The organism is Neoroseomonas soli, from assembly GCF_018129065.1.
Classification (GTDB): domain Bacteria; phylum Pseudomonadota; class Alphaproteobacteria; order Acetobacterales; family Acetobacteraceae; genus Neoroseomonas; species Neoroseomonas soli.
Window position 1 is genome coordinate 1 of record NZ_JAAEDM010000081.1, and the last position, 18,939, is coordinate 18,939.

The 18,939-nt window shown below is 71.4% G+C and carries 20 protein-coding genes; 7 read left to right on the plus strand and 13 right to left on the minus strand.

Annotation, left to right across the window (positions count from 1 at the left end):
* Window positions 1–204 precede the first annotated feature (204 nt).
* The gene (locus tag GXW76_RS20885; RefSeq protein WP_246514575.1) at window positions 205–1,227 is read left to right on the plus strand and encodes a TIM44-like domain-containing protein; all 1,023 of its coding nucleotides are present in this window, start codon (window positions 205–207) and stop codon (window positions 1,225–1,227) included.
* Between the two features lie 60 nt (window positions 1,228–1,287).
* Here the strand turns inward: GXW76_RS20885 and GXW76_RS20890 are convergent, their stop codons facing one another.
* Together GXW76_RS20890 and GXW76_RS20895 are read right to left on the minus strand one after the other, a co-directional pair.
* On the minus strand, window positions 1,288–1,962 hold the full coding sequence (locus GXW76_RS20890) for an RraA family protein (protein ID WP_211864039.1): 675 nt from the start codon (window positions 1,960–1,962) through the stop codon (window positions 1,288–1,290).
* 131 nt (window positions 1,963–2,093) lie between these two features.
* On the minus strand, window positions 2,094–3,068 hold the full coding sequence (locus GXW76_RS20895) for a diacylglycerol/lipid kinase family protein (protein ID WP_211864040.1): 975 nt from the start codon (window positions 3,066–3,068) through the stop codon (window positions 2,094–2,096).
* Between the two features lie 83 nt (window positions 3,069–3,151).
* On the opposite strand from GXW76_RS20895, the gene GXW76_RS20900 reads away from it, so the two are divergent.
* Window positions 3,152–3,955, plus strand: a complete 804-nt coding sequence (locus tag GXW76_RS20900) for a UDP-2,3-diacylglucosamine diphosphatase (protein WP_211864041.1) — start codon at window positions 3,152–3,154, stop codon at window positions 3,953–3,955.
* Window positions 3,956–3,960: 5 nt separating this feature from the next.
* Complete coding sequence (locus GXW76_RS20905; protein ID WP_211864057.1) at window positions 3,961–5,019, plus strand: glycosyltransferase family 4 protein; 1,059 nt, start codon at window positions 3,961–3,963, stop codon at window positions 5,017–5,019.
* 94 nt (window positions 5,020–5,113) lie between these two features.
* On the opposite strand, the gene GXW76_RS20910 is transcribed toward GXW76_RS20905, so the two are convergent.
* The 3 genes from GXW76_RS20910 to secB are packed head-to-tail and all read right to left on the minus strand — an operon-like array spanning window position 5,114 to window position 7,407.
* Complete coding sequence (locus tag GXW76_RS20910; protein ID WP_211864042.1) at window positions 5,114–5,758, minus strand: HAD family hydrolase; 645 nt, start codon at window positions 5,756–5,758, stop codon at window positions 5,114–5,116.
* Window positions 5,755–6,849 (minus strand): ferrochelatase, encoded by a 1,095-nt coding sequence (gene hemH, locus GXW76_RS20915; protein ID WP_211864043.1) that lies wholly within the window; start codon window positions 6,847–6,849, stop codon window positions 5,755–5,757. Before hemH ends, GXW76_RS20910 begins: the two co-directional genes overlap by 4 nt.
* A gap of 51 nt (window positions 6,850–6,900) precedes the next feature.
* On the minus strand, window positions 6,901–7,407 hold the full coding sequence (gene secB / locus GXW76_RS20920) for a protein-export chaperone SecB (RefSeq protein WP_211864044.1): 507 nt from the start codon (window positions 7,405–7,407) through the stop codon (window positions 6,901–6,903).
* Between the two features lie 226 nt (window positions 7,408–7,633).
* Between secB and GXW76_RS20925 the strand changes: the two genes are divergently transcribed.
* Entirely contained in the window at window positions 7,634–8,614 is a 981-nt protein-coding gene (locus GXW76_RS20925) for a Bug family tripartite tricarboxylate transporter substrate binding protein (RefSeq protein ID WP_211864045.1), read from the plus strand.
* On the opposite strand, the gene GXW76_RS20930 is transcribed toward GXW76_RS20925, so the two are convergent.
* The 5 genes from GXW76_RS20930 to GXW76_RS20950 form a co-directional block, all read right to left on the minus strand.
* Window positions 8,615–9,586: a Bug family tripartite tricarboxylate transporter substrate binding protein gene (locus tag GXW76_RS20930; RefSeq protein WP_211864046.1), complete on the minus strand. Its 972-nt coding sequence runs from the start codon at window positions 9,584–9,586 to the stop codon at window positions 8,615–8,617. It abuts the gene before it with no gap.
* A gap of 29 nt (window positions 9,587–9,615) precedes the next feature.
* The gene (locus GXW76_RS20935) at window positions 9,616–10,428 is read right to left on the minus strand and encodes a sugar phosphate isomerase/epimerase family protein (RefSeq protein ID WP_211864047.1); all 813 of its coding nucleotides are present in this window, start codon (window positions 10,426–10,428) and stop codon (window positions 9,616–9,618) included.
* A 154-nt stretch (window positions 10,429–10,582) separates the two neighbouring features.
* Window positions 10,583–11,743 (minus strand): dihydrodipicolinate synthase family protein, encoded by a 1,161-nt coding sequence (locus tag GXW76_RS20940; protein ID WP_211864048.1) that lies wholly within the window; start codon window positions 11,741–11,743, stop codon window positions 10,583–10,585.
* A gap of 62 nt (window positions 11,744–11,805) precedes the next feature.
* Complete coding sequence (locus GXW76_RS20945) at window positions 11,806–12,960, minus strand: Gfo/Idh/MocA family protein (RefSeq protein ID WP_211864049.1); 1,155 nt, start codon at window positions 12,958–12,960, stop codon at window positions 11,806–11,808.
* Window positions 12,961–12,973: 13 nt separating this feature from the next.
* Window positions 12,974–14,032 carry a dihydrodipicolinate synthase family protein gene (locus GXW76_RS20950; protein WP_211864050.1) on the minus strand — a complete coding sequence of 353 codons (1,059 nt, stop codon included), beginning with the start codon at window positions 14,030–14,032 and terminating at the stop codon, window positions 12,974–12,976.
* Window positions 14,033–14,164: 132 nt separating this feature from the next.
* Here GXW76_RS20950 and GXW76_RS20955 point away from each other — a divergent pair, with 132 nt between their 5' ends.
* The gene (locus tag GXW76_RS20955; protein WP_211864051.1) at window positions 14,165–16,114 is read left to right on the plus strand and encodes a BTAD domain-containing putative transcriptional regulator; all 1,950 of its coding nucleotides are present in this window, start codon (window positions 14,165–14,167) and stop codon (window positions 16,112–16,114) included.
* A gap of 10 nt (window positions 16,115–16,124) precedes the next feature.
* Here the strand turns inward: GXW76_RS20955 and GXW76_RS20960 are convergent, their stop codons facing one another.
* Both GXW76_RS20960 and GXW76_RS20965 read right to left on the minus strand, forming a co-directional pair.
* The gene (locus GXW76_RS20960; protein WP_211864052.1) at window positions 16,125–17,090 is read right to left on the minus strand and encodes a Bug family tripartite tricarboxylate transporter substrate binding protein; all 966 of its coding nucleotides are present in this window, start codon (window positions 17,088–17,090) and stop codon (window positions 16,125–16,127) included.
* A gap of 71 nt (window positions 17,091–17,161) precedes the next feature.
* A complete protein-coding gene (locus GXW76_RS20965) occupies window positions 17,162–17,788 on the minus strand; it encodes a helix-turn-helix domain-containing protein (protein ID WP_246514577.1) in 627 nt (208 codons plus the stop codon).
* On the opposite strand from GXW76_RS20965, the gene GXW76_RS20970 reads away from it, so the two are divergent.
* A complete protein-coding gene (locus GXW76_RS20970; RefSeq protein WP_211864053.1) occupies window positions 17,787–18,011 on the plus strand; it encodes a hypothetical protein in 225 nt (74 codons plus the stop codon). The two genes, GXW76_RS20965 and GXW76_RS20970, sit on opposite strands and share 2 nt — an antisense overlap.
* The gene (locus tag GXW76_RS20975; protein WP_211864054.1) at window positions 18,008–18,502 is read left to right on the plus strand and encodes a GNAT family N-acetyltransferase; all 495 of its coding nucleotides are present in this window, start codon (window positions 18,008–18,010) and stop codon (window positions 18,500–18,502) included. The genes GXW76_RS20970 and GXW76_RS20975 overlap by 4 nt, the downstream gene beginning before the upstream one ends.
* A gap of 83 nt (window positions 18,503–18,585) precedes the next feature.
* Here GXW76_RS20975 and GXW76_RS20980 read toward each other — a convergent pair.
* Window positions 18,586–18,939, minus strand: a 354-nt coding sequence (locus tag GXW76_RS20980; RefSeq protein WP_211864055.1) for a hypothetical protein, incomplete at its 5' end; no start/stop codon positions are given.

Genomic DNA, 18,939 nt, shown 5'->3' on the forward strand with positions numbered 1-18,939 from the left:
GTAGGCGCGTCGAGGCGCAGCGCCACGCGCCCCGCCGGCCCGCGCAGGGCGCGGCGGATCGCCTCCGGCCCCGGTCCCGGGGGTGCGGCCGCGGGTTCGGCGGCGGCATATTCGTGCGGTGGCATCTCCTGCATCCTGCGGAGGGAGGCCACGGGGCGGCCCCGCGGCAGGTCCGGCAGGATGGGGCGGGCGGGTGAAGGAAGGATGAGCACCTGCGCCATCGAAATTCTGACGGGGCTGTCATATATTGACGTCAACGATCAGCCGGAGACGCCAGACCCGATGCGCCGACCTGCCCTTTTCCTGACCGCGATGGCCGCCATCGCCTTTGCGCTCGCCCCCATGCTTGCCGAGGCCCGGCCGGGCGGCGGCGGCTCCTCGGGCAGCCGCGGTAGCCGCACCTATTCGGTACCGGCACCGACGCAGACCGCGCCGAGTGGGGCGCAGCGCTTCGACCGCACGGGGACCCAGCCCGCGACCACCGCGTCGCGCCCCGGAATGGCGCCGGGTGCCACGCCGCAGCGCGGCTTCTTCGGGTCCTTCGGCGGCGCGCTGCTGGCCGGTGGGTTGATCGGCGCGCTGCTCGGCTACGGGCTGTTCGGCGGTGGCGCGGGCTTTGGTGCCATCCTCGGCATGCTGCTGCAGATCGCGCTGATCGGCGTCGTGGTGATGCTGGTGATGCGCCTGATCCGCCGCCGGCAGCAGCCGGCCGCGGCGAGCGGCCCGCAGCCCTACGCCTTCCAGGCCCAGCCCGAGGCAAAGCAGTTCGGCGGCGTGGGCGGCATGAAGGCCGCCGCGCCGGCCGATGCGCCGGTCGCGGTCACGCCGGCCGACTACAAGGCCTTCGAGCAGACGCTGGTCGAGATGAACGCCGCCTGGTCGCGCCGCGACCTGCAGGGCCTGCGCGCGGTCGCGACGCCGGAGATGGTCTCCTACTTCGCGCAGGACATGCGCGACCTCGAGGCCCGCAACTGGCGCAACGAGACCCGCGACGTCCGGCTCGAGCAGGGCGACCTGTCGGAGGCCTGGCACGAGGACGGCGAGGACTTCGCCACGGTGGCGATGCGCTTCTCGCTGCTGGACGCCACCTTCGACAACGCGACCAACAAGGTCGTAGAGGGCAGCACGACCCAGCGGACCGAGGCGACCGAACTCTGGACCTTCGTCCGCAAGGGCCCGGGCGGGAAGTGGATGCTTTCCGCCATCCAGCAGACGCAGCCGGCCTGACGCCGGACGCCGAGGCGACGACCGGGGCCGGGGGAGCGCATCCCCCGGCCCTTCGTCGTTTCAGGCCCCTTCGCAGCCCTTTGCCCGCAGGGCTTCCAGCACCCAGGCGCGGTCGTAGGTGCCGGCGTCGATCGCCGCCTGCGCCTTCTGTTCCTTGGCGTTGTGGGCCTCGGCCGAGGCGATGACCTCGGCGGCATGGGCGCGCGGGACAACCACCACGCCGTCGGCGTCGGCGACGATCAGGTCGCCGGGCATGACCACCTGGCCGCCGCAGGAGATCGGGTGGCCGATCTCGCCCGGCCCGTCCTTGTAGGGGCCGGAGGGCGTCGCGCCGCAGGCCCAGACGCCGATATCGAGGGCGGCGAGCGCATCCACGTCACGCACCGCGCCGTCGAGCACGATGCCCTGCACGCCGCGCTTCTGCGCGTGGCCGATCATCAATTCGCCCATCAGCGCGATGGAGAGGTCACCCGCGCCGTCGCCCACGATGATGTCGCCCGGCGCGGCCATGTCGCAGGCGCGGTGCAGCATCAGGTTGTCGCCGGCGCGCGCCGTCACCGTGAATGCCGGCCCGGCGATCACCTTGCGCCCGCCGAAGGGCCGGAAGCCGCCGCGCATGGTCTGGATGCGGTTCATCACGTCGCCGATGTTGGCGGCGGGCAGTTTCATCGCCCGGGCGCAGAGCGCCGGATCGACGCGCTGGGTCACGGGGGCGATGCGGAAGCCGATGGTCATGGAGGCTCGTTCCCTGGTTTGCGTTCGCTGCAATCCAGCACGGGGGCCTCTCACGGGCCAGAGGCCTGGTTCCCGGGAGGTCCAGGGTGCCCGGCACCCTGGCGGGGGTCCGGGGGCGGCGCCCCCGGCCTTCACGGCACCACGATCCTCATCGCCTTCGGTGCCGCGCCGATGGCCACCGGCGTGCATCCTGCCGCGTCCCCGTCAGCCTGCAGCGGGATGTCCTGCCCTTCGAGCCTGACCTCCCGCGCCCGCAGGATGTCCACCCCGCGCATGCGCGGCAGGCACCCGAGGGGCAGTGCCGCGCCGTAGCGCATCGCCGCCAATACGCCTGCGTCGCGGAACAGTGCGACGTGGAAGCCTTCCTCATGCGGGTCGGCGCCCGGCGCGAGCAGGAAGCGCCCGGCGTAGAGCCGCCCCTTGGTCACGATCGCACTCGCCGCCGTTTCCTCCCGCCCGTCCAGCACGACCCGCATCGGCGGGAAGGGGTAGCGCGGCATCTCGCGCATCGTCTGCCAGATGTAGGCGCCCTTGCCGATCGTGCGCTTCAGCGGCGTGGAAAGGCGGTGCACCACCGCCGCGTCGAACCCCGCGCCGAGCATCTGCACGAAGAGCAGTTCGCGCCCGTCCGGGTATCGCGCCAGGCCCGGATGCAGCAGCGCGGTGCGGCCCATGGCCAGGACCTCGGCCGCCTTCACCGGCGCGCGCGGCAGGCCGAGTTCGAGCGCCAGCACGTTCGCCGTGCCGAGCGGCAGCACCCCGAGCGCGCTATCGGACCCGGCGAGGCCGGATGCGACCTCCGCGATCGTGCCGTCCCCGCCGGCGGCGACGACGATGCGCATGCCCTCCTCGGCGGCGGCGCGCGCGAGTTCGACGGCATGACCGCGCCGCGCCGTGTCCGCGACCTCCGGCCGCATGCCGATGCCGCGCAGCAGGTCGAGCGCGGCCAGCAGCTTCCGGCGGCGGCGCGCGCCCGCGGCAGGATTGAAGACGATCAGCATGCGCGTCGGCATCGGTCCCCATTTCTCGCAGCGGAGCGTGACGAATTCGCTACGGCTGCACGACCGCAGCATGACATGGCCTGCGATGCAGGGCCTGCGCGACATGCTTCATCATAGATTCACGCGCGGCGGCGCGGCCGCGCGCTATCGGCCGGACATCCGCAGCATGCCGCCGGAGACTGTGACGGATGCACGAAGCCAGCCCGCGTCGCCGCTATCGCAGCATCTTCATCTCGGATGTCCATCTCGGCACCCGCGGGTGCCGCAGCGACTTCCTGGTGGATTTCCTGCGCAAGGTGGAGTGCGAGCGGCTCTACCTGGTGGGCGACATCATCGACGGGTGGCGGCTCCGCAAGTCCTGGTACTGGGACGCGGACCACGACGAGGCGATCCGCCTGGTGCTGCGCATGGCGCGCCACGGCACCGAGGTCGTCTACATCCCCGGCAACCACGACGAGATGCTGCGCGACTGGCTGGGCCTCGAGGTCGCCGGCGTGAAGCTGGTGCGGGAGGCCGAGCACGAGGCCGCGGACGGCCGCCGCTTCCTGGTCATCCACGGCGACGAGTTCGACGGCGTCATCCGCTACGCCAAGGTGCTCGCGCATCTCGGGGACTGGGCCTACGACTGGGCGCTGGTGCTGAACCGCTGGTTCAACGCGGCGCGGCGGCGGCTCGGCTATCCCTACTGGTCGCTGTCGCAGTGGCTGAAGCGCCAGGTGAAGGAAGCGGTGAAGGCGATCGACCGCTTCGAGGGCGCGCTCGCCACCGAGGCGCGGCGTCGCGGCCTGGACGGCGTGATCTGCGGCCACATCCACCACGCCGAGATGCGCAGCGTGCAGGGCGTGCTCTACATGAACGACGGCGACTGGGTGGAATCCTGCACCGCGCTGGTCGAGCACGCGGACGGCCGCTTCGAACTGGTGGACTGGGCGCAGGAGAGCCGCTTGTCCTTCGCGCGCGCCCCGCGGCGCCTGCCGGTACCGGCTGCATGAGCCCGATGGACGATGCCGGCGTGGCACTCGCCGCCGACTGCATCGGTGCGCGGAGCGCACCCTTGCGGATCCTGATCGTCTCCGACGCCTGGATCCCGCAGGTGAACGGCGTGGTGCGCACGCTGTCCATCGTGGTGGACCACCTGCGCGCGGGTGGCGACACGGTCGAGGTGATCGGGCCGGACCGCTTCGTGAACCTGCCGATGCCGGGCTATGCGGAGATCCGGCTCGCGGTCGCGCCGGGGCGGAAGCTGCGCAGGCTGGTCGAGGCATTCGCGCCCGACGTCGTGCACATCGCGACGGAGGGGCCGCTCGGCTGGGCGATGCGGGCGCTCTGCCGGCGGCGCGGCTGGCCCTTCACCACCGCCTTCCACACGCGCTTCCCCGAATACCTGCACGCGCGCACGCGCATCCCGGTGGCCTGGTCCTGGGCGGTGATGCGCCGCTTCCACGAGGCCGGCGCGGGCACCTTCGCGGCGACGCGGTCACTGCGGGATGACCTCGCCGCGCGCGGCTTCACCAAGGTGAGGGCCTGGACGCGCGGCGTCGACCTCGTGCGCTTCCGGCCGGAGCCGCGCGACCCGTGGGAAGGGCTGCCGCGGCCGGTCTTCCTCTATGCCGGGCGCGTCGCGGTGGAGAAGAACATCGAGGCGTTCCTTGCCCTCGACCTGCCGGGAACGAAGGTGGTGGTCGGCGACGGCCCGGCGCGCGAGGGGCTGCGGAAGCGCTTCCCGGACGCGCATTTCACCGGCTATCGGGACAACGGATCGCTGGCGCGATCCTATGCGGGGGCGGACGTCTTCGTCTTCCCGTCGCGCACCGACACCTTCGGGCTGGTGCTGCTGGAGGCGCTGGCCTCGGGCACGCCGGTCGCGGCCTTCCCGGTGACCGGGCCGCTGGATGTCATCACCGACCCGCGCGTCGGCGCGCTGGACGATGATCTGCGGGCGGCGTGCCTGCGCGCGCTGGACTGCGATCGCGCCGCCTGCCGCACCCACGCGGAAGCCTGGTCGTGGGAAGCCTGCGCCGCCCAGTTCCGGGCAACGCTGGTGCCCATTCGGTAACAAGCCCAGGGAACCGACAATCGGCATCAGTCCCCAGTTGCCAAAGAAGGTTGAGGGGGGTCCGGGGGGAGAAGTTCCCTTCTCCCCCCGCCTCTCAAAGCCCGAGCAACCGCGGCAGTTCCGCCATCTCGTCGAACGGCTCCGCCCCGTAGGCCGCCAGCACGCCCCGTGGCGTTTCCCGCGCGAAGCCCAGCACGCGGCAGCCCGCCGCGATGCCCGCGCGCACGCCGGGCACGCTGTCCTCGATCACCACGCAGTCCTGCGGCGCCGCGCCGCAGGCCGCTGCCGCGGCCAGGTAGATATCCGGCCAGGGCTTCGGCCGATCCACGTCCTCGAAGGAGAAGACGCGATCCGCGAAGACATGCGCGAGGTCGAGCGAGCGCATCTTCGCGACCAGTTCCGCCCGTGCCGAGTTCGACGCCACCGCCACGGCAAGCCCAGCCGCGGCGCAGGCGCGCACCGCCTCGGCCGCGCCGGGCATGGCGGGGGTGCGCGCGGTCATCTCGTGGGCGATGAGGGTCGAGATCTCCTGCGCCCAGTCGGGCGGAAGCGGGCCGATCCGCGCCTCGATGCGCGGCACCATGTCGGGCAGCGCCATGCCTAGGAAGGCGTGGCGCGATTCCGCCGCGGTCAGCGGCCAGCCGAGCGTCGTGAGCTGGTCGGCGACGATGGCGTTCACCACCATCTCGGTATCCGCCAGCACGCCGTCGCAGTCGAAGAGGACGGCGCGCGGTGTCATGCGACCTCCTTCGCCGATGCGCGCTTCTCCGTCATGGTGCGCGCATGCGGGCAGTCGCCGTGCTGCCTGGGGCACTGCCGCCCGCCGGCGAAGGAGCACAGCGAGCGGCCCGAGCCCAGCGCTGCGCGCGCCACATCGGCCAGCGCGGCGATGAAGCGCGGATCGCTGTTCTGCGCCGGCACGCGATAGTAGCCGGGCACGCCGAGCTTCTCCGCGACCTCGCGGTATTCGACGTCGAGCTCGACGAGGGTTTCCGAATGCTCGGAGACGAAGGCGATCGGGCAGATCAGCAATGCGACCTTGTCGTGCGCGGCGCGCTCGATCTCCTCCTCGGTGGAGGGGCCGATCCATTTCTCCGGCGTGACACGCGACTGGTAGCAGATGCCGTGGTCGAGGCCTTCGATGCCGAGCCGTTCTACCACCGCGGCGGTCGTGCGTTCGACCTGCCATTGGTACGGGTCGCCGGCGGTGACGATGCTCTCCGGCAGGCCATGGGCGGAGAAGAGGATACGCAGCTTCACATCCTGCGGCAGTTCGGCGCGCGCCTTGTCGTAGGCCTCGCGCACCAGCGCGGCGGTCGCCGCGGCGAAGCCGCCCTGCGAATGCCAGCAGCACAGCGTGGTGGTCGGTACGGAAAGGCCGACCTCGCGACAGGCCTCCTCCCAGGCGGTGACGCTGCTGCCCGTGGTGGTGGTGGAATACTGCGGATAGAGCGGCAGCAGCAGGACCTCGTCCGGCGCCCAGGCCTTCACGGCGCGCGCGGCGGCGTCGGAGAGCGGGTGCCAGTAGCGCATGGCGACGAAGCACTTCGCCTCGATCGCGGGATCGCCGGCGAGCGCGGCATCGAGCGCGCGGCCCTGTTCCTCGGTCAGTTCGAGCAGCGGCGAACGGCCGCCGAGGATGGCGTAGTTCTCCATCGCCGGCTTCGTGCGCCGCCACGCGATGAAGCGCCCGAGCCAAGGCCGCACGAATCGCGGCACCCGCAGGATCGCGGGGTCGGTGAAGAGATTGACCAGGAAGGGACGGACGCTTTCCGGGCGGTCAGGACCGCCCAGATTGAACAGGACGATGGCAACGCGGCGCTTTTGCATGATCCTGCCTAGATGACCCGGGCGAGGCCCGGGTCAAGGCCAGGGCCGCGTTCAGGCGTTGGCGATGGGCGCGGCGGAGGGCTGGCCGCGCCGGGACTGCCAGAGCTGCACGAAGTCGATCGGCGCCAGCAGCACCGGCGGGAAGCCGCCGTCGCGCGTGATGTCGGCCAGGATGTTGCGCGCGAAGGGGAAGAGCAGGCGCGGGCATTCCACCAGCAGCACCGGCTCGAGCATCTGCTCGGGCACGCCGTTCAGGGTGAAGATGCCGCAATAGACGAGCTCCGCAATGAAGGCCGTGGCGTTGTCGTTCGTCTTGGCATCGGCACGGATGTTCAGGGAGATCTCGTAGGTCTCCTGCCCTTCCTGCAGGCGGCGGGCCTGGACATCGAGGGCGATGTCGATCCGCGGCGCCTCGCGCAGGGTCAGGTAGATCTCGGGCGCGCCGGGCACCTCGAAGGAAAGGTCCTTGGTGAACTGCAGGTTCAGCACCACGGGGCCGGTCGCGGGGGCCGCGCCCCCGTTGGCGCCCGGGACGGGCGGAATCGGCTGGTCGGACATGTCGGAGCCTTTCGGATCGGGCGCGGCGGGCGCGCCGGACGGACGCCCGGGCGGTTAGCACGGGGCGGGCCGGGGCGGCAAACGGGGCCGCGCCCCGACGGCGCCCGCAGCGCATGGGCGGAAGCGCGCGGATGTGACGAAAGCGAATGGTTTCCGCCAGGTGCGGTGCTGCTCTAGGCTCGGCAGCGGAACCGGCGGCAAGCCGGACCGACAGGGAAGAAGCCGAATGACACCACCCGCCACCGGACGCCGGGCACTGCTCGCCGCTGCCGCTGTCCTCGCCGCCCCACGCCTCGCCGTCGCGGAGGACCCATGGCCTGCCAAGCCCGTCCGCTACATCTGCCCTTATGCCGCCGGCGGGCCGACCGACACGCTCTCGCGCCAATTCTGCCAGAAGATGTCGGAGTTCTCCGGCCAGCAATTCGTGGTGGAGAACCGCACGGGCTCGGGCGGCGTGGTGGGCAACCAGGCGATCGCGCAGGCGGCGCCGGACGGCTACACCATCGGCATGGGCGGGATCGCGACGCATGCGATCTCCCCCACCCTCTATGCGCGCCTGCCCTTCGACCCGCACAAGGATTTCACCTTCGTGACAGGGCTCTGGCGGCTGCCGAACCTGCTGGTGGTGAACAACGACTTGCCGGTGCGCAGCGTGGCGGAGTTGATCGCACTGCTGAAGGCCAATCCGGGGAAGTATTCCTTCGGCTCGGCCGGGCCGGGCACGACGCTCCATATCTCGGGCGAGCTGTTCAAGATGCAGGCCGGGGTGGACATGGCACATGTCCCCTATCGCGGCAGCGCCGCGGCCTATCCGGACATCCTCGCCGGGCGGGTGCACATGATCTTCGACAACATTCCCGGAGCGCTCGCCCAGGCGCGGGAGGGACGGGTGCGCCCGCTCGGCGTCACCTCCCTGCAGCGCAGCCCGGTGGTGTCCGACATTCCCGCGATCTCGGAGACGCTGCCGGGCTTCGACATGACCTCCTGGACCTGCCTCTGCGGTCCTGCCGGCCTGTCGCGCGCGGTGGTGGACCGGATGTCGGCCCTGTCACGGCGCGCGCTGGAATCGGAAGACCTGAAGCGGCAGTACCTCGACCAGGCCTCCACCGCCTGGTGGACGACGCCTGAGCAGATCGCCGATTTCCGCGCCGCCGAGGAAACCCGGCTGGCGCCGATCATCCGCGCTTCCGGCGCGCGGGCGGAGTGATCAGTTCACCGTGATTCGGGCCTCGCGCACCACGCGGGCCCATTTCGCGGATTCGGCACGGAGGTAGGCGGCGAGGTCCTCCGGCGAGGAGGCAACGCCATCCGCCCCCGCAGCGGCCAGGCGGTCCTTCACCGCCTGCTGCGCCAGCGCCTCGCGGATCGCGCTGCTGTAGCGCAGGATCGCCGGCGCGGGCGTGCCGGCGGGCGCCATCACCGCGCCCCAGGATGTCGCCTGCGCGTCTGGCAGGCCGATCTCGGCCACCGTCGGCACATCGGGCAGGAGGCCGGAGCGGCGCGCGCCGGTCACCGCCAGGGCGCGCACCTGACCGCCGCGGATCTGGCCGATGGCGGACGGGATCTGGTCCAGCATCACCTGCACGTTCCCGGCCACCAGGTCGTTCAGCGCAGGCGCACTGCCGCGATACGGCACGTGTTGGATGTCCACGCGCGCGGCGAGCCGGAACAGTTCCGGCACGGTGTGCGTCGAGGAACCCGAACCCGCCGAGCCGTAGGAGAGCGCGCCCGGCCGCGCCCGCACCAGCGCGAGGAATTCCTCCGCCGTCCGCGCCGGCACCTGCGGGTTCACGATCAGCACGTGGTCCGTGGTGAAGGCCATGGAGACGGGCGCGAGGTCGCGCAGCGGGTCGAACCCGAGATTCGCATAGAGATGCGGGTTCACCGTCAGCGTGCCGGTGGTGCCCATCAGGATGGTGTGGCCATCCGCCGGGCTGCGGACGACGTTCTCGACGCCGATGTTGCCGCCGGCGCCGGCGCGGTTCTCGACCACCACGGGCTGGCCGAGCGTTTCCTGCAGGCGCTCCGCCAGCACGCGCGCGACGACGTCGGTGGCGCCGCCGGCGGGGAAGGGCACGACGAAGCGGATGGAGCGGGTCGGCACCCAGGGCGCCTGCGCGCGCGCGACGGCGGGTGCGAGCAGCGTGGCGGCGAGCAATGTGCGTCGTGTCGTTCTCATGGCACTTCCCCCTCTTTGCTTGTCGTTGTTCAGCAGTAGGCGTGGCGCGACGTCACCTCACGGACCACGGTTTCGGGATCCTCGGCCCACCAGCGGTTGGATAGGATCTCGACCTCCACCCCGCCGCCCCAGCCCGCGGCTTCGGCCATGGCGCGGATGGCGGGGATGTCGATGACGCCCTCACCCGGCAGGCCACGGTCGAAGACGAGGTCGGTGGTCGGCACCTTCCAGTCGCAGACATGGAAGCCGGCGATGCGGCCCTTTGCACGCGCCATCTGCCGCTCGAGGTCAGGGTCCCACCAGACGTGGTAGACGTCGACCGCGACGCCGGTGCCCTCGCCCAGCTCGTCGCAGAGATCGAGCGCCTGGCCGAGCGTGGAGAGCACCGATCGATCGGCGCAGGTCATCGGGTGCAGCGGCTCGAGCGCGATGGTGACGCCGGCGGCGCGCGCCTCGGGCAGGATGGCATGCAGGCCTTCGCGCACCATGTCGCGCGCGCCGGGGAGGTCCTTGGAACCCTCGGGCAACCCGCCGCAGACCATGACGAGGCAATCGGCGCCGATGGCGTGCGCCTCGGCGATGGCGCGGCGATTATCCTCGATGGCGGCGGCTCGGCCGGCGGCATCGGCGGCGGGGAACATGCCGCCGCGGCAGAGGCCGGTGACGTGAAGGCCAGCATCGCGGATGCGGCGCGCTGCGTTGTCCACGCCCATCGCCTGCAAGACGTCACGCCAGGGGGAAATGCCGGGGATGCCGTGGCGGGCGCAGGCCTCGATGACCTGCGGCAGCGACCAGGGCTTCACCGTGATGGTGTTGAGGCTGAGCGGGCCGGCGGGGTTCATGCGCGGCTGTTCGCGAGAGGGGCTTTGCCCCCCTCGCACTCCCCCCACCAAAGGCCGAAAGGCCTTTGGAAACCAATACCCGCGGTCCAGGGGGCCGTAGCCCCCTGGTGGGGGTGCTCGAGGGGGCAAAGCCCCCTCGATGCCACGCCAAGCATCACGCGACCCCGTGCAGCGCGAGGAGGGTCTTCATCCGCGCCACCGCCATCTCGGGGTCGCGCAGCAAGCCGGCCTTGTCGGCCAGGCGGAACAGTTCCGAGAAGTGCTGGATGCTGCGCGTGGATTGCTGTCCGCCCACCATGACGAAATGATCCTGGTGTCCGTTCAGCCAGGCCATGAACACCACGCCTGTCTTGTAGAAGCGCGTCGGCGCCTTGAAGATGTGGCGGCTCAGCGGGACCGTCGGCGCCAGGATGTCGTGGAAGGTCGAGAGGTCGTTCCGCGACAGTGCCGCGAGCGCGCCGCCCACCGCCGGAGCGATGGGATCGAAGATGCCGAGCAGCGCATCCGAATGCCCCTGCGCGTCGCCCGCGATGAGTTCCGCGTAGTTGAAGTCGTCGCCGGTGTACATGCGCACGCCGCGCGGCAGGCGCCGGCGCATCGCGATCTCCTTCCTGTCGTCGAGAAGGGAGATCTTCACGCCATCGACCTTGTCGGCATGGGCGTGGATGACGGCGAGCGCCGTCTCCATCGCCGCCATGTGGTCATGGTTGCCCCAGTAGCCTTCCAGCGCGGGGTCGAACATCTCGCCAAGCCAATGGATGATGACGGGCTGTTTCACGTGAGACAGGATGCGGCCATAGACGCGCTCGTAGTCCGCGGGGCTGCGCGCGGCCTTGGCGAGCGCACGGGACGCCATAAGGATGATGCGCCCGCCCATAGCCTCGACGGCTTCGCATTGTTCCTCATAGGCACGGATGACGTCGTCCACCGTCACGTCCGGACCTGGCGCCAGGTGGTCCGTGCCGGCGCCTGAGGCCATCACCGCCCCGGGCACGTCCTTCATCGCATCGAGCGAACGGCGGATCAGTTCCTGCGCGCCGACCCAGTCGAGGCCCATGCCGCGCTGCGCCGTATCCATGGCTTCCGCGACGCCGAGGCCGAGCGACCAGAGATGCCTGCGGAAGGCGATGGTACGATCCCAATCGATCTTCACGTCGAGCCAGGGATCCTGCTCGGCGCGCGGGTCGGCCACGACATGCGCTGCGGCCAGCGCCACGCGCGGGAAGGGCGGCGTGGCCTTCGGGAAATCGCGCGGCGCGGAGGTGGTGAAGGCTTCCAGCGCCCCGTTGCCGTTGGGCAGGTTGATGGTCGGCATCGCGTTGCTCCTTTGGTGATCCGGTTCAGACCTCCGCGCCCTTCGGCGCTGCGGTCATCGGGTCACACCTCCAGCTTCGGCAGGTCGATCCAGCGGCGCTCCGCCCAGGACTTGAGTCCCGCTTCCGCGAGCTGCACGCCCTTCGCGCCGGCCAGCAGGTTCCACGGATAGTCGGCGCGCTCTCCGGCGACGTGCCTGAGGAACTCCTCCCACTGCATGCGGAAGCCGTTGGGGAAGTCCTGCGTCGTGGGCACTTCCTGCCAGCCGGCGAAGAAGTCGATGGTCTGCGGCTGGTCGGGGTTCCACACCGGCTTCGGCGTCGCGACGCGCGACTGGGTCCAGCACTTGTGCAGGCCGCAGATGGCGGACCCATGCGTGCCGTCCACCTGGAAGGTCACCAGGTCGTCGCGGCGCACGCGCGTGACCCAGGAGGAATTGATGTGCGCGATCGCCCCGCCTTCCAACTGGAAGGTGGCATAGGCGGCGTCGTCGGCATCCGCCTTGTAGGGCTTGCCGTCTTCCCCGATGCGCTCGGGGATGTGCACGGCGCCGAGGCAGGACACCGCTTCGACATTGCCGAACAGGTTGTCCAGCACGTAGCGCCAGTGGCAGAGCATATCGAGGATGATGCCGCCGCCCTCAGCCTTCTTGTAGTTCCAGGACGGGCGCTGCGCGGGCTGCAGGTCGCCTTCGAAGACCCAGTAGCCGAACTCGCCCTTCACCGAGCAGATGCGGCCCAGGAACCCGGAATCGATCACCATCTTCAGCTTGCGCAGCCCGGGCAGGAACAGCTTGTCCTGCACGACGCCGTTCTTGATGCCCTTCGCCTTGGCGAGCCGCGCCACGTCGAGCGCGTCGGCCAGCGTGTCGGCGGTCGGCTTCTCGCAATAGATGTGCTTGCCGGCGGCGATCGCCTTGCGCAGCAGGCCGGCACGCATCTGCGTCGTGGCGGCGTCGAAGAAGATCTCGTCGTTCGGATCGGCCAGGCAGGCATCGAGATCGGTGCTGACGCGACTGATGCCGTGCGCCTTCGCCAGCGCCTCCAGCTTCGCGCGGTTGCGTCCGACGATCACCGGATCCGGCATCAGCGTGTCGCCATTGGCGAGCTTCACGCCGCCCTCGGCGCGAATGGCCGCGATGGACCGGATCAGATGCTGGTTCATCCCCATCCGGCCGGTGACGCCGTTCATGATGAGGCCGATGCGGCGTTCCGCCATATGCTCGAGTCCCTTACGAAAGCCAGCGGTGAAGATTGGCGGCGACGAAGCCGTCATCTGTCAGCAGCGGATAGCGCTCGGCCACCCTGGTCAGCAGTTCCGCCTGTCCGGGGGAGAGCGATTCATGCTCGTCGAGGCACCAGGTGCCTTCGAGCAGGCCCTGGCGCCGAAGCACCTCGTGGCAGCCCGCGATCACGCCATGGAAGTCGTGCGCCACGTCGAAGACCGCGGCGTTCATTTCCGTCACCGCGGCATCGAGCGCCAGAAGGTCGGTCGGCACGCGGTTCTCCAGCGCAGCCTCGCGGCAGCGGGCGTGCAGTTGCGCCGCGGCGCGCGTCCAGACGCTCCAATGGCCCAGCAACCCGCCGGCGATGCGCATCGTCACGCTGCGGCCTTCGTGCGAGAGCCGGAAGGGCGTCAGCAGGTCCGCGACGATGTGGTCGTCATTGCCGGTGTAGAGCGCGATGCGGTCCTGCGCGCCGGCCTCCAGCACACCGCGCAACACGTCGAGCGTCGCATAGCGGTTGAAGGGCGCGATCTTGATGGCGACCACGTTCGGGATCGCCGCAAAGCGCTTCCAGAAGGAGGAAGGCAACGGCACCCCGCCCACCGCCGGCTGCAGGTAGAAGCCGAAGACCGGCATCTCGGCGGCCACAGCCTCGCAATGCGCGATGATCTCGTCCTCGGAGGCACCCTTCCATGCCGCGAGCGAGAGCAGCGCCGCATGGTAGCCGAGCCCGCGCGCGATCCGCGCTTCCTTCACCGCCTGCTCGGTCCGCCCGATCGCGCCCGCGACCAGGATCGGCGCGCCCGCGCGCTCGGAGGCGGCCTCGGCGGCGATGCGCAGCACCGGCTCGTAGAGGCCACGCTCGCGGATGGCGAACTGCGTCGTGTGGACGCCGACGGCAAGCCCGCCCGACCCGGCATCGAGGTAGTAGCGCGACAGCGCCTTCTGCCGCCGCGCATCCAGCGCCCGGGCGCTGTCCAGCGCCAAGGGATGCGCCGGGATGACGCAGCCCTCCCTCAGGCGTGCGGCAAGGCCCTCCGGCCAGTCCTGCCAGCGCAGACCCACACTCTCCTCCCTGGTCGGTAACTGGACGGTTACTCTACCGGCGCCCGGACAGGGGTCAAGCCGCGCGCTTCGGCGGGATCCGAAGCGTCGGGGCGCGAAATTTTGCTATGGTTTCGAAATGAGGAGCGGCCGGTGATCCTCCGCCTCGGCCTGTTCGGTGGCCTCGCGGCCGTGCTGGACGGCCAGAGGCTGCGCCTGACGACCCGCAAGGCGGCAGCGCTTCTGGCGCTGCTGGGCCAGCGGCCGGGGCGGCCGGTGCCGCGCGCGCGCATCGCCGCCCTGCTCTGGCCCGAGAGCGGGGAGGCGGCGGGCCGCACCAGCCTGCGCCAGGCCCTCGCCCTGCTGCGGCGAGACCTCGGCGACGGCGCCCCGCAGCCGCTTCCCGATGGCGACGCCCTGCTGCTGCCCGCCGAGCGCGTGGAAAGCGACGTCGCCGCCTTCGAGCGTGCCCTCGCCGATCCCGCCAGCCTGACGGAGGCCGCGGCGCTGCACGATGGCGAGTTCCTCGCCGGCTTCGATGCCGGCAGCGACGTCTTCGAGGACTGGCGCCGCGACGAGGCTGCGCGCCTGCGCGAGGGCCTCGCGGCCGCTCTCGCCGCCGCCCTCGCGCGGGCGGAAGGCGCGGCCGCCACCCGGCTCGCCACCGCGCTCCTCACCGTCGAGCCGGCGGCGGAGGATGCCCACCAGGCGCTGATCCGCGCCCATCTCGCCGAGGGCGCTCTCGGCGCGGCCATGCGCCAATACGCGAAGTGCAGGCAGGTGCTGCGGCGCGAATTCGGCGTCCCGCCCTCCACCACCACCGAGGCGCTGCACGCCCGCATCCGCGCGCCCCAGCCGCCGGAGGGCGACGCCGCGGGCGAGGACCGCCCGACCCTCGCGGTGCTGCCCTTCACCGACCTGTCCGAGGATCCTGCCCATGGCTGGCTGGCGCAGGCCTTCGCGGAGGACCTGACGGCCGCGCTCGGCCGCTTCCGGGCGCTGCATGTCATCGCCGCCGCCTCGGTCGCCGCGGTGCACGAACCGGGCGCGCCGCGGGCCGAGACCGCCGCGCGGCTCGGCGCGCGCTACCTGCTCTCGGGCAGCCTGCGGCGCGCCGGGTCGCAGGTGCGGCTGACCGCCGAGCTGACCGACGCGCGGGAGGGCAGGCACCTCTGGTCGCAGCGCCTCGACCTGGCGGTGGATCGCCTGCCGGCGATCGAGGATGAGATTGTCGCCGCCATCGCCGGCACCCTCGCCAAGCGGCTCGAACAAAGCCTGGTGCGCGAGGCACGCCTGCGCCCCGCCGCCGACCTGCGCGCCTGGGAATGCTGGCTGCGCGGCCTGTTCCTGCTGCGCACGGGAGAGGAGACCCACGCGCAGGAAGCCGAGGCGCTGTTCCGTCGCGCGCTCGATCTCGACCCCGGCTTCGCGCGGGCGGAGGCCGGGCTGTCGCTGGTCCAGTTCAACGACTGGTCCTGCATGGCCTGGGACCGCTGGCCGGACCGCGAGCGCGGCGCCTTCGAGCACGCCCGCCGCGCCGTCGCGCTCGACGAGTCCGACGCGCTCGCGCACATGATCCTCGGGCGCGTCTTCCTCTACCGTCGCGATTTCGACCGCGCCGACCACCACCTGGAGCGCGCCGAGACGCTGAACCCGCACGATGCGGACCTGCAGACGCAGTTCGCGCTCACGCATTGCCTGCTCGGCCGGCCCGAACAGGGGCGGGCGGCGGCGGCGCTCGCGGTCCGGCTCAACCCATTCCATGACGACTGGTACTTCGCCTATGCGGCGGTCCCGGCCTTCTGCCTCGGCGCCTATGAGGAAGCGCTGGCGCTGAATGACCGCGCGCCGGAGATCGCCACCGACGTGGAAGCCTGGCGTGCCGCGGCACTGGCGCATCTCGGCCGCACGGGGGCGGCCGCTGCGGCGCTCGCCCGCTTCCGCGAACGGTTCCGCGAACGCATCACCTTCGGCCGCGCGCCGGACCCCGGCGAGGCGGCGCGCTGGCTCGCGCATGTGAATCCGTTCCGCCGCCCCGAGGACCTGGCCCGGCTGATGGACGGCGCGCGCAAGGCGGGGCTGGAGGATGCCCCGCCGGCGTGACCCGGCGCATTCAGAACTGGATGTCGAGGCGGCGCAGCAGCGGGCCCCAGCGTTGCGCCTCGCGTGTCAGGAAGGCCTGGAAATCGGCGGGCGAACCGCCGGCGGCGACGATTCCCTCGTTCAGCAGGCGTTCCTTCACCGTCGCATCCGCGGTCGCGGCAGCGCCGGCGGCGTTCAGCCGCGCGATCGCCTCGGACGGCGTGCGCGCAGGGGCGAGCAGCCCGAACCAGGTGACGGCGACGAGGCCGGGGTAGAATTCGGCGAAGGTCGGCTGGTCGGGCAGGTTCGGCAGCCGCGTCTCCCCGGTCCAGCCGATGATCTTCGCGCGGCCGGAACGCGCCACCGCGAGGCCCGTCGCCCCGCCGACCAGGATGGAATCCAGCGTGCCGGCCAGCAGGTCGTTCATCTGGTGGGCGTCGCCGCGATAGCCGACATCCTGCCAGTCGAGGTTCAGCCTTTCCTGGATCAGCGCGCCGGCGATGTGGTTGAAGGATCCGCGCCCGTTGTGGCCCCAGGTCACCTTGCCGGGATTGGCGCGGACATGGGCGACGAAGCCTTCCAGCGTGTCGGGGATGCCGGGCCGCACCGCGATGCAGAAGGGCAGCGTCGCGACGTGGACGACCGGCGCGAAATCCTCCGGCTTGTAGGGCAGGTTGCGCCCGATGAGCGGGTTGATGGTCAGCGTGGTGCCGGAGGACATCAGCAGCGTGTGCCCGTCCGGTGCCGCGCGGGCCACGGCCTCGGCGCCGATGACGGTCTGCGCGCCGGGCTTGTTGTCGATCACCACGCTTTGGCCGAGCAGCGGCGCCATGCGCTCCGCCACCAGCCGCGCGGTCACGTCGGTCGAACCACCTGGCGGGAAGGGCACGACGATGGTGACGGGGCGGGAAGGCGACCAGGCCCTCTGCGCGCGCGCCGTCCCCGCGGCGACGAGGCCGAGCGCCGGCAATGCGCGCCGGCCGATGGTGAAGGTCATCGGCGCCATCCTCCCTGGATCTTGTCCGCGAGCCTGCCACCGGCAGCGCGCCGTTGCCACAGGGCGATGCGTCAGCGGCGCGTCAGCGCCACCAGGTAGCGGCAGGGTTTCGAACGGGACGGGTTGCGGAAGGCATGGCCCTGCGGCGCATCGAGGTCGAAGGCGAGGCAGTCGCCCGCTTCGAGCACCGTCTCCTCGGCGCCTTCCTGCACGACGAGCCGCCCCGCGATCGCCCAGACCACCTGCCCGCGCAGGAACGCGAAGGAATTGGCGGTGTAGTCCACACGCGCATCGGGCGGCAGTTCCACCTCGACCAGTTCGGGGTCGGCGGCGGGCGGCGAGACGGCGCGGCGTCGATACCGCGTCGCCGGGTCGATCCAGACCGGCTGCGCGCCCGCACGCACGACGCGGGAGGCGCCGGCATCCGCCTCGGCGCGCGCAAGCAGCGTGGAGACGGTCAGGTGCAGCGCGCCCGACAGCCGGCCGAGCAGGGCCGCGGTCGGGCTTGCCTCGGCGCGCTCGACCTTGCTGATCATGGCGCGGGAGACGCCCGAGGCCGCCGCGAGATCCGCGATCGACCAGCCCCGTGCCTCGCGCTCGCGCTTGAGGCGCCTGGCGATCAGCAGGTCCAGCGGGGGCGTTTCCGCATCATCCATCATAGTGGACATGAAACGACGATAGTGGATACTTGCTGCCATGACCATGCCCCCACCCCCTGGCCACAATGGCGGGCCGCCGCTCGACGAGGCGAACGACGACCCCGCCGGCTGGCGGCACTGGTGCTGGCGGCGGGCCCACAGGCGGGCGTGGAAGACCCCGCCGCGCGAGATCGCCCTGCGACGCCTGGAACGTGCCGAGGAACTCGGCATGACCTACCGCGAATACACGCTCGAGATCCTGGAACGGGGGCGGCACCTGTGACCCTGCGCATCGCGGAAGGTGGGCTCGACGACCCGCGGGTGCAGGCGCTGCTCGGGATCCATCTCGCCATGGCGCGCGCGGCGACGGCGGAAGGGTTCGCCTTCGCGCTCGACCCTTCCGGCCTGAGGCTGCCGGAGATCCGCTTCTTCGGCGCCTGGGACGGCGAGAAGCTGCTCGGCGTGGGGGCGCTCAAGCGGACGGCACCGGAGCAGGGCGAGGTGAAGTCCATGCACACGGCCGAGGCCGCGCGCCGGCGCGGCGTGGGCGGTGCGATGCTCCGCCACATCGTCGCCGAGGCGCGGGCGACGGGCTTGACGAGGCTGAACCTGGAAACGGGCACCGGCGCCTATTTCCGGCCGGCGGTTGCGCTCTACCTGGCGCACGGCTTCGTGCCCTGCGGGCCGTTCGGCGACTACGTCGCGAGCTCGGAGAACCGATTCCTGACGCTGGCGCTGCGCCAGAGCAGATCCCGATCAGGTGGACTCACCTGATCGGGTGAAGATGCTCGCAAAAACAAAGACCTGGAGCCGTGTTCGTGAGCCGAGGCGAACGGAAACCGCTCTAGCCTGCCGCCTTACGGATAGGGCGTCGGCGGCAGGCCGAGGAGCGAATCCACCCGCGTCACGACGTCCCGGCTCACGGGCCGGTTGGCCGCGGCGGCGAGTTCGTTCGACCGGGCGCGCGCGATGGCCACATCCCGCGCGATCGGATCCTGGATGGACAGCGCCTGCACCATGGCGCGCTCATACGACGCGATCTGGCCGACGCGGGAATTGGGCGCCGCATTCGCGCGCGCGGTGGGCGAGGCATGGGCGGCATTGAGGGCGCCGAGCGCGCTCGCCACCGCGCCGCGATCGTTCGAGGCGCCGCGGCCTGGGGCGCCCGCGCCACCGGGACCGACGCCGCCCCCAATGCCACCGCCGCGTCC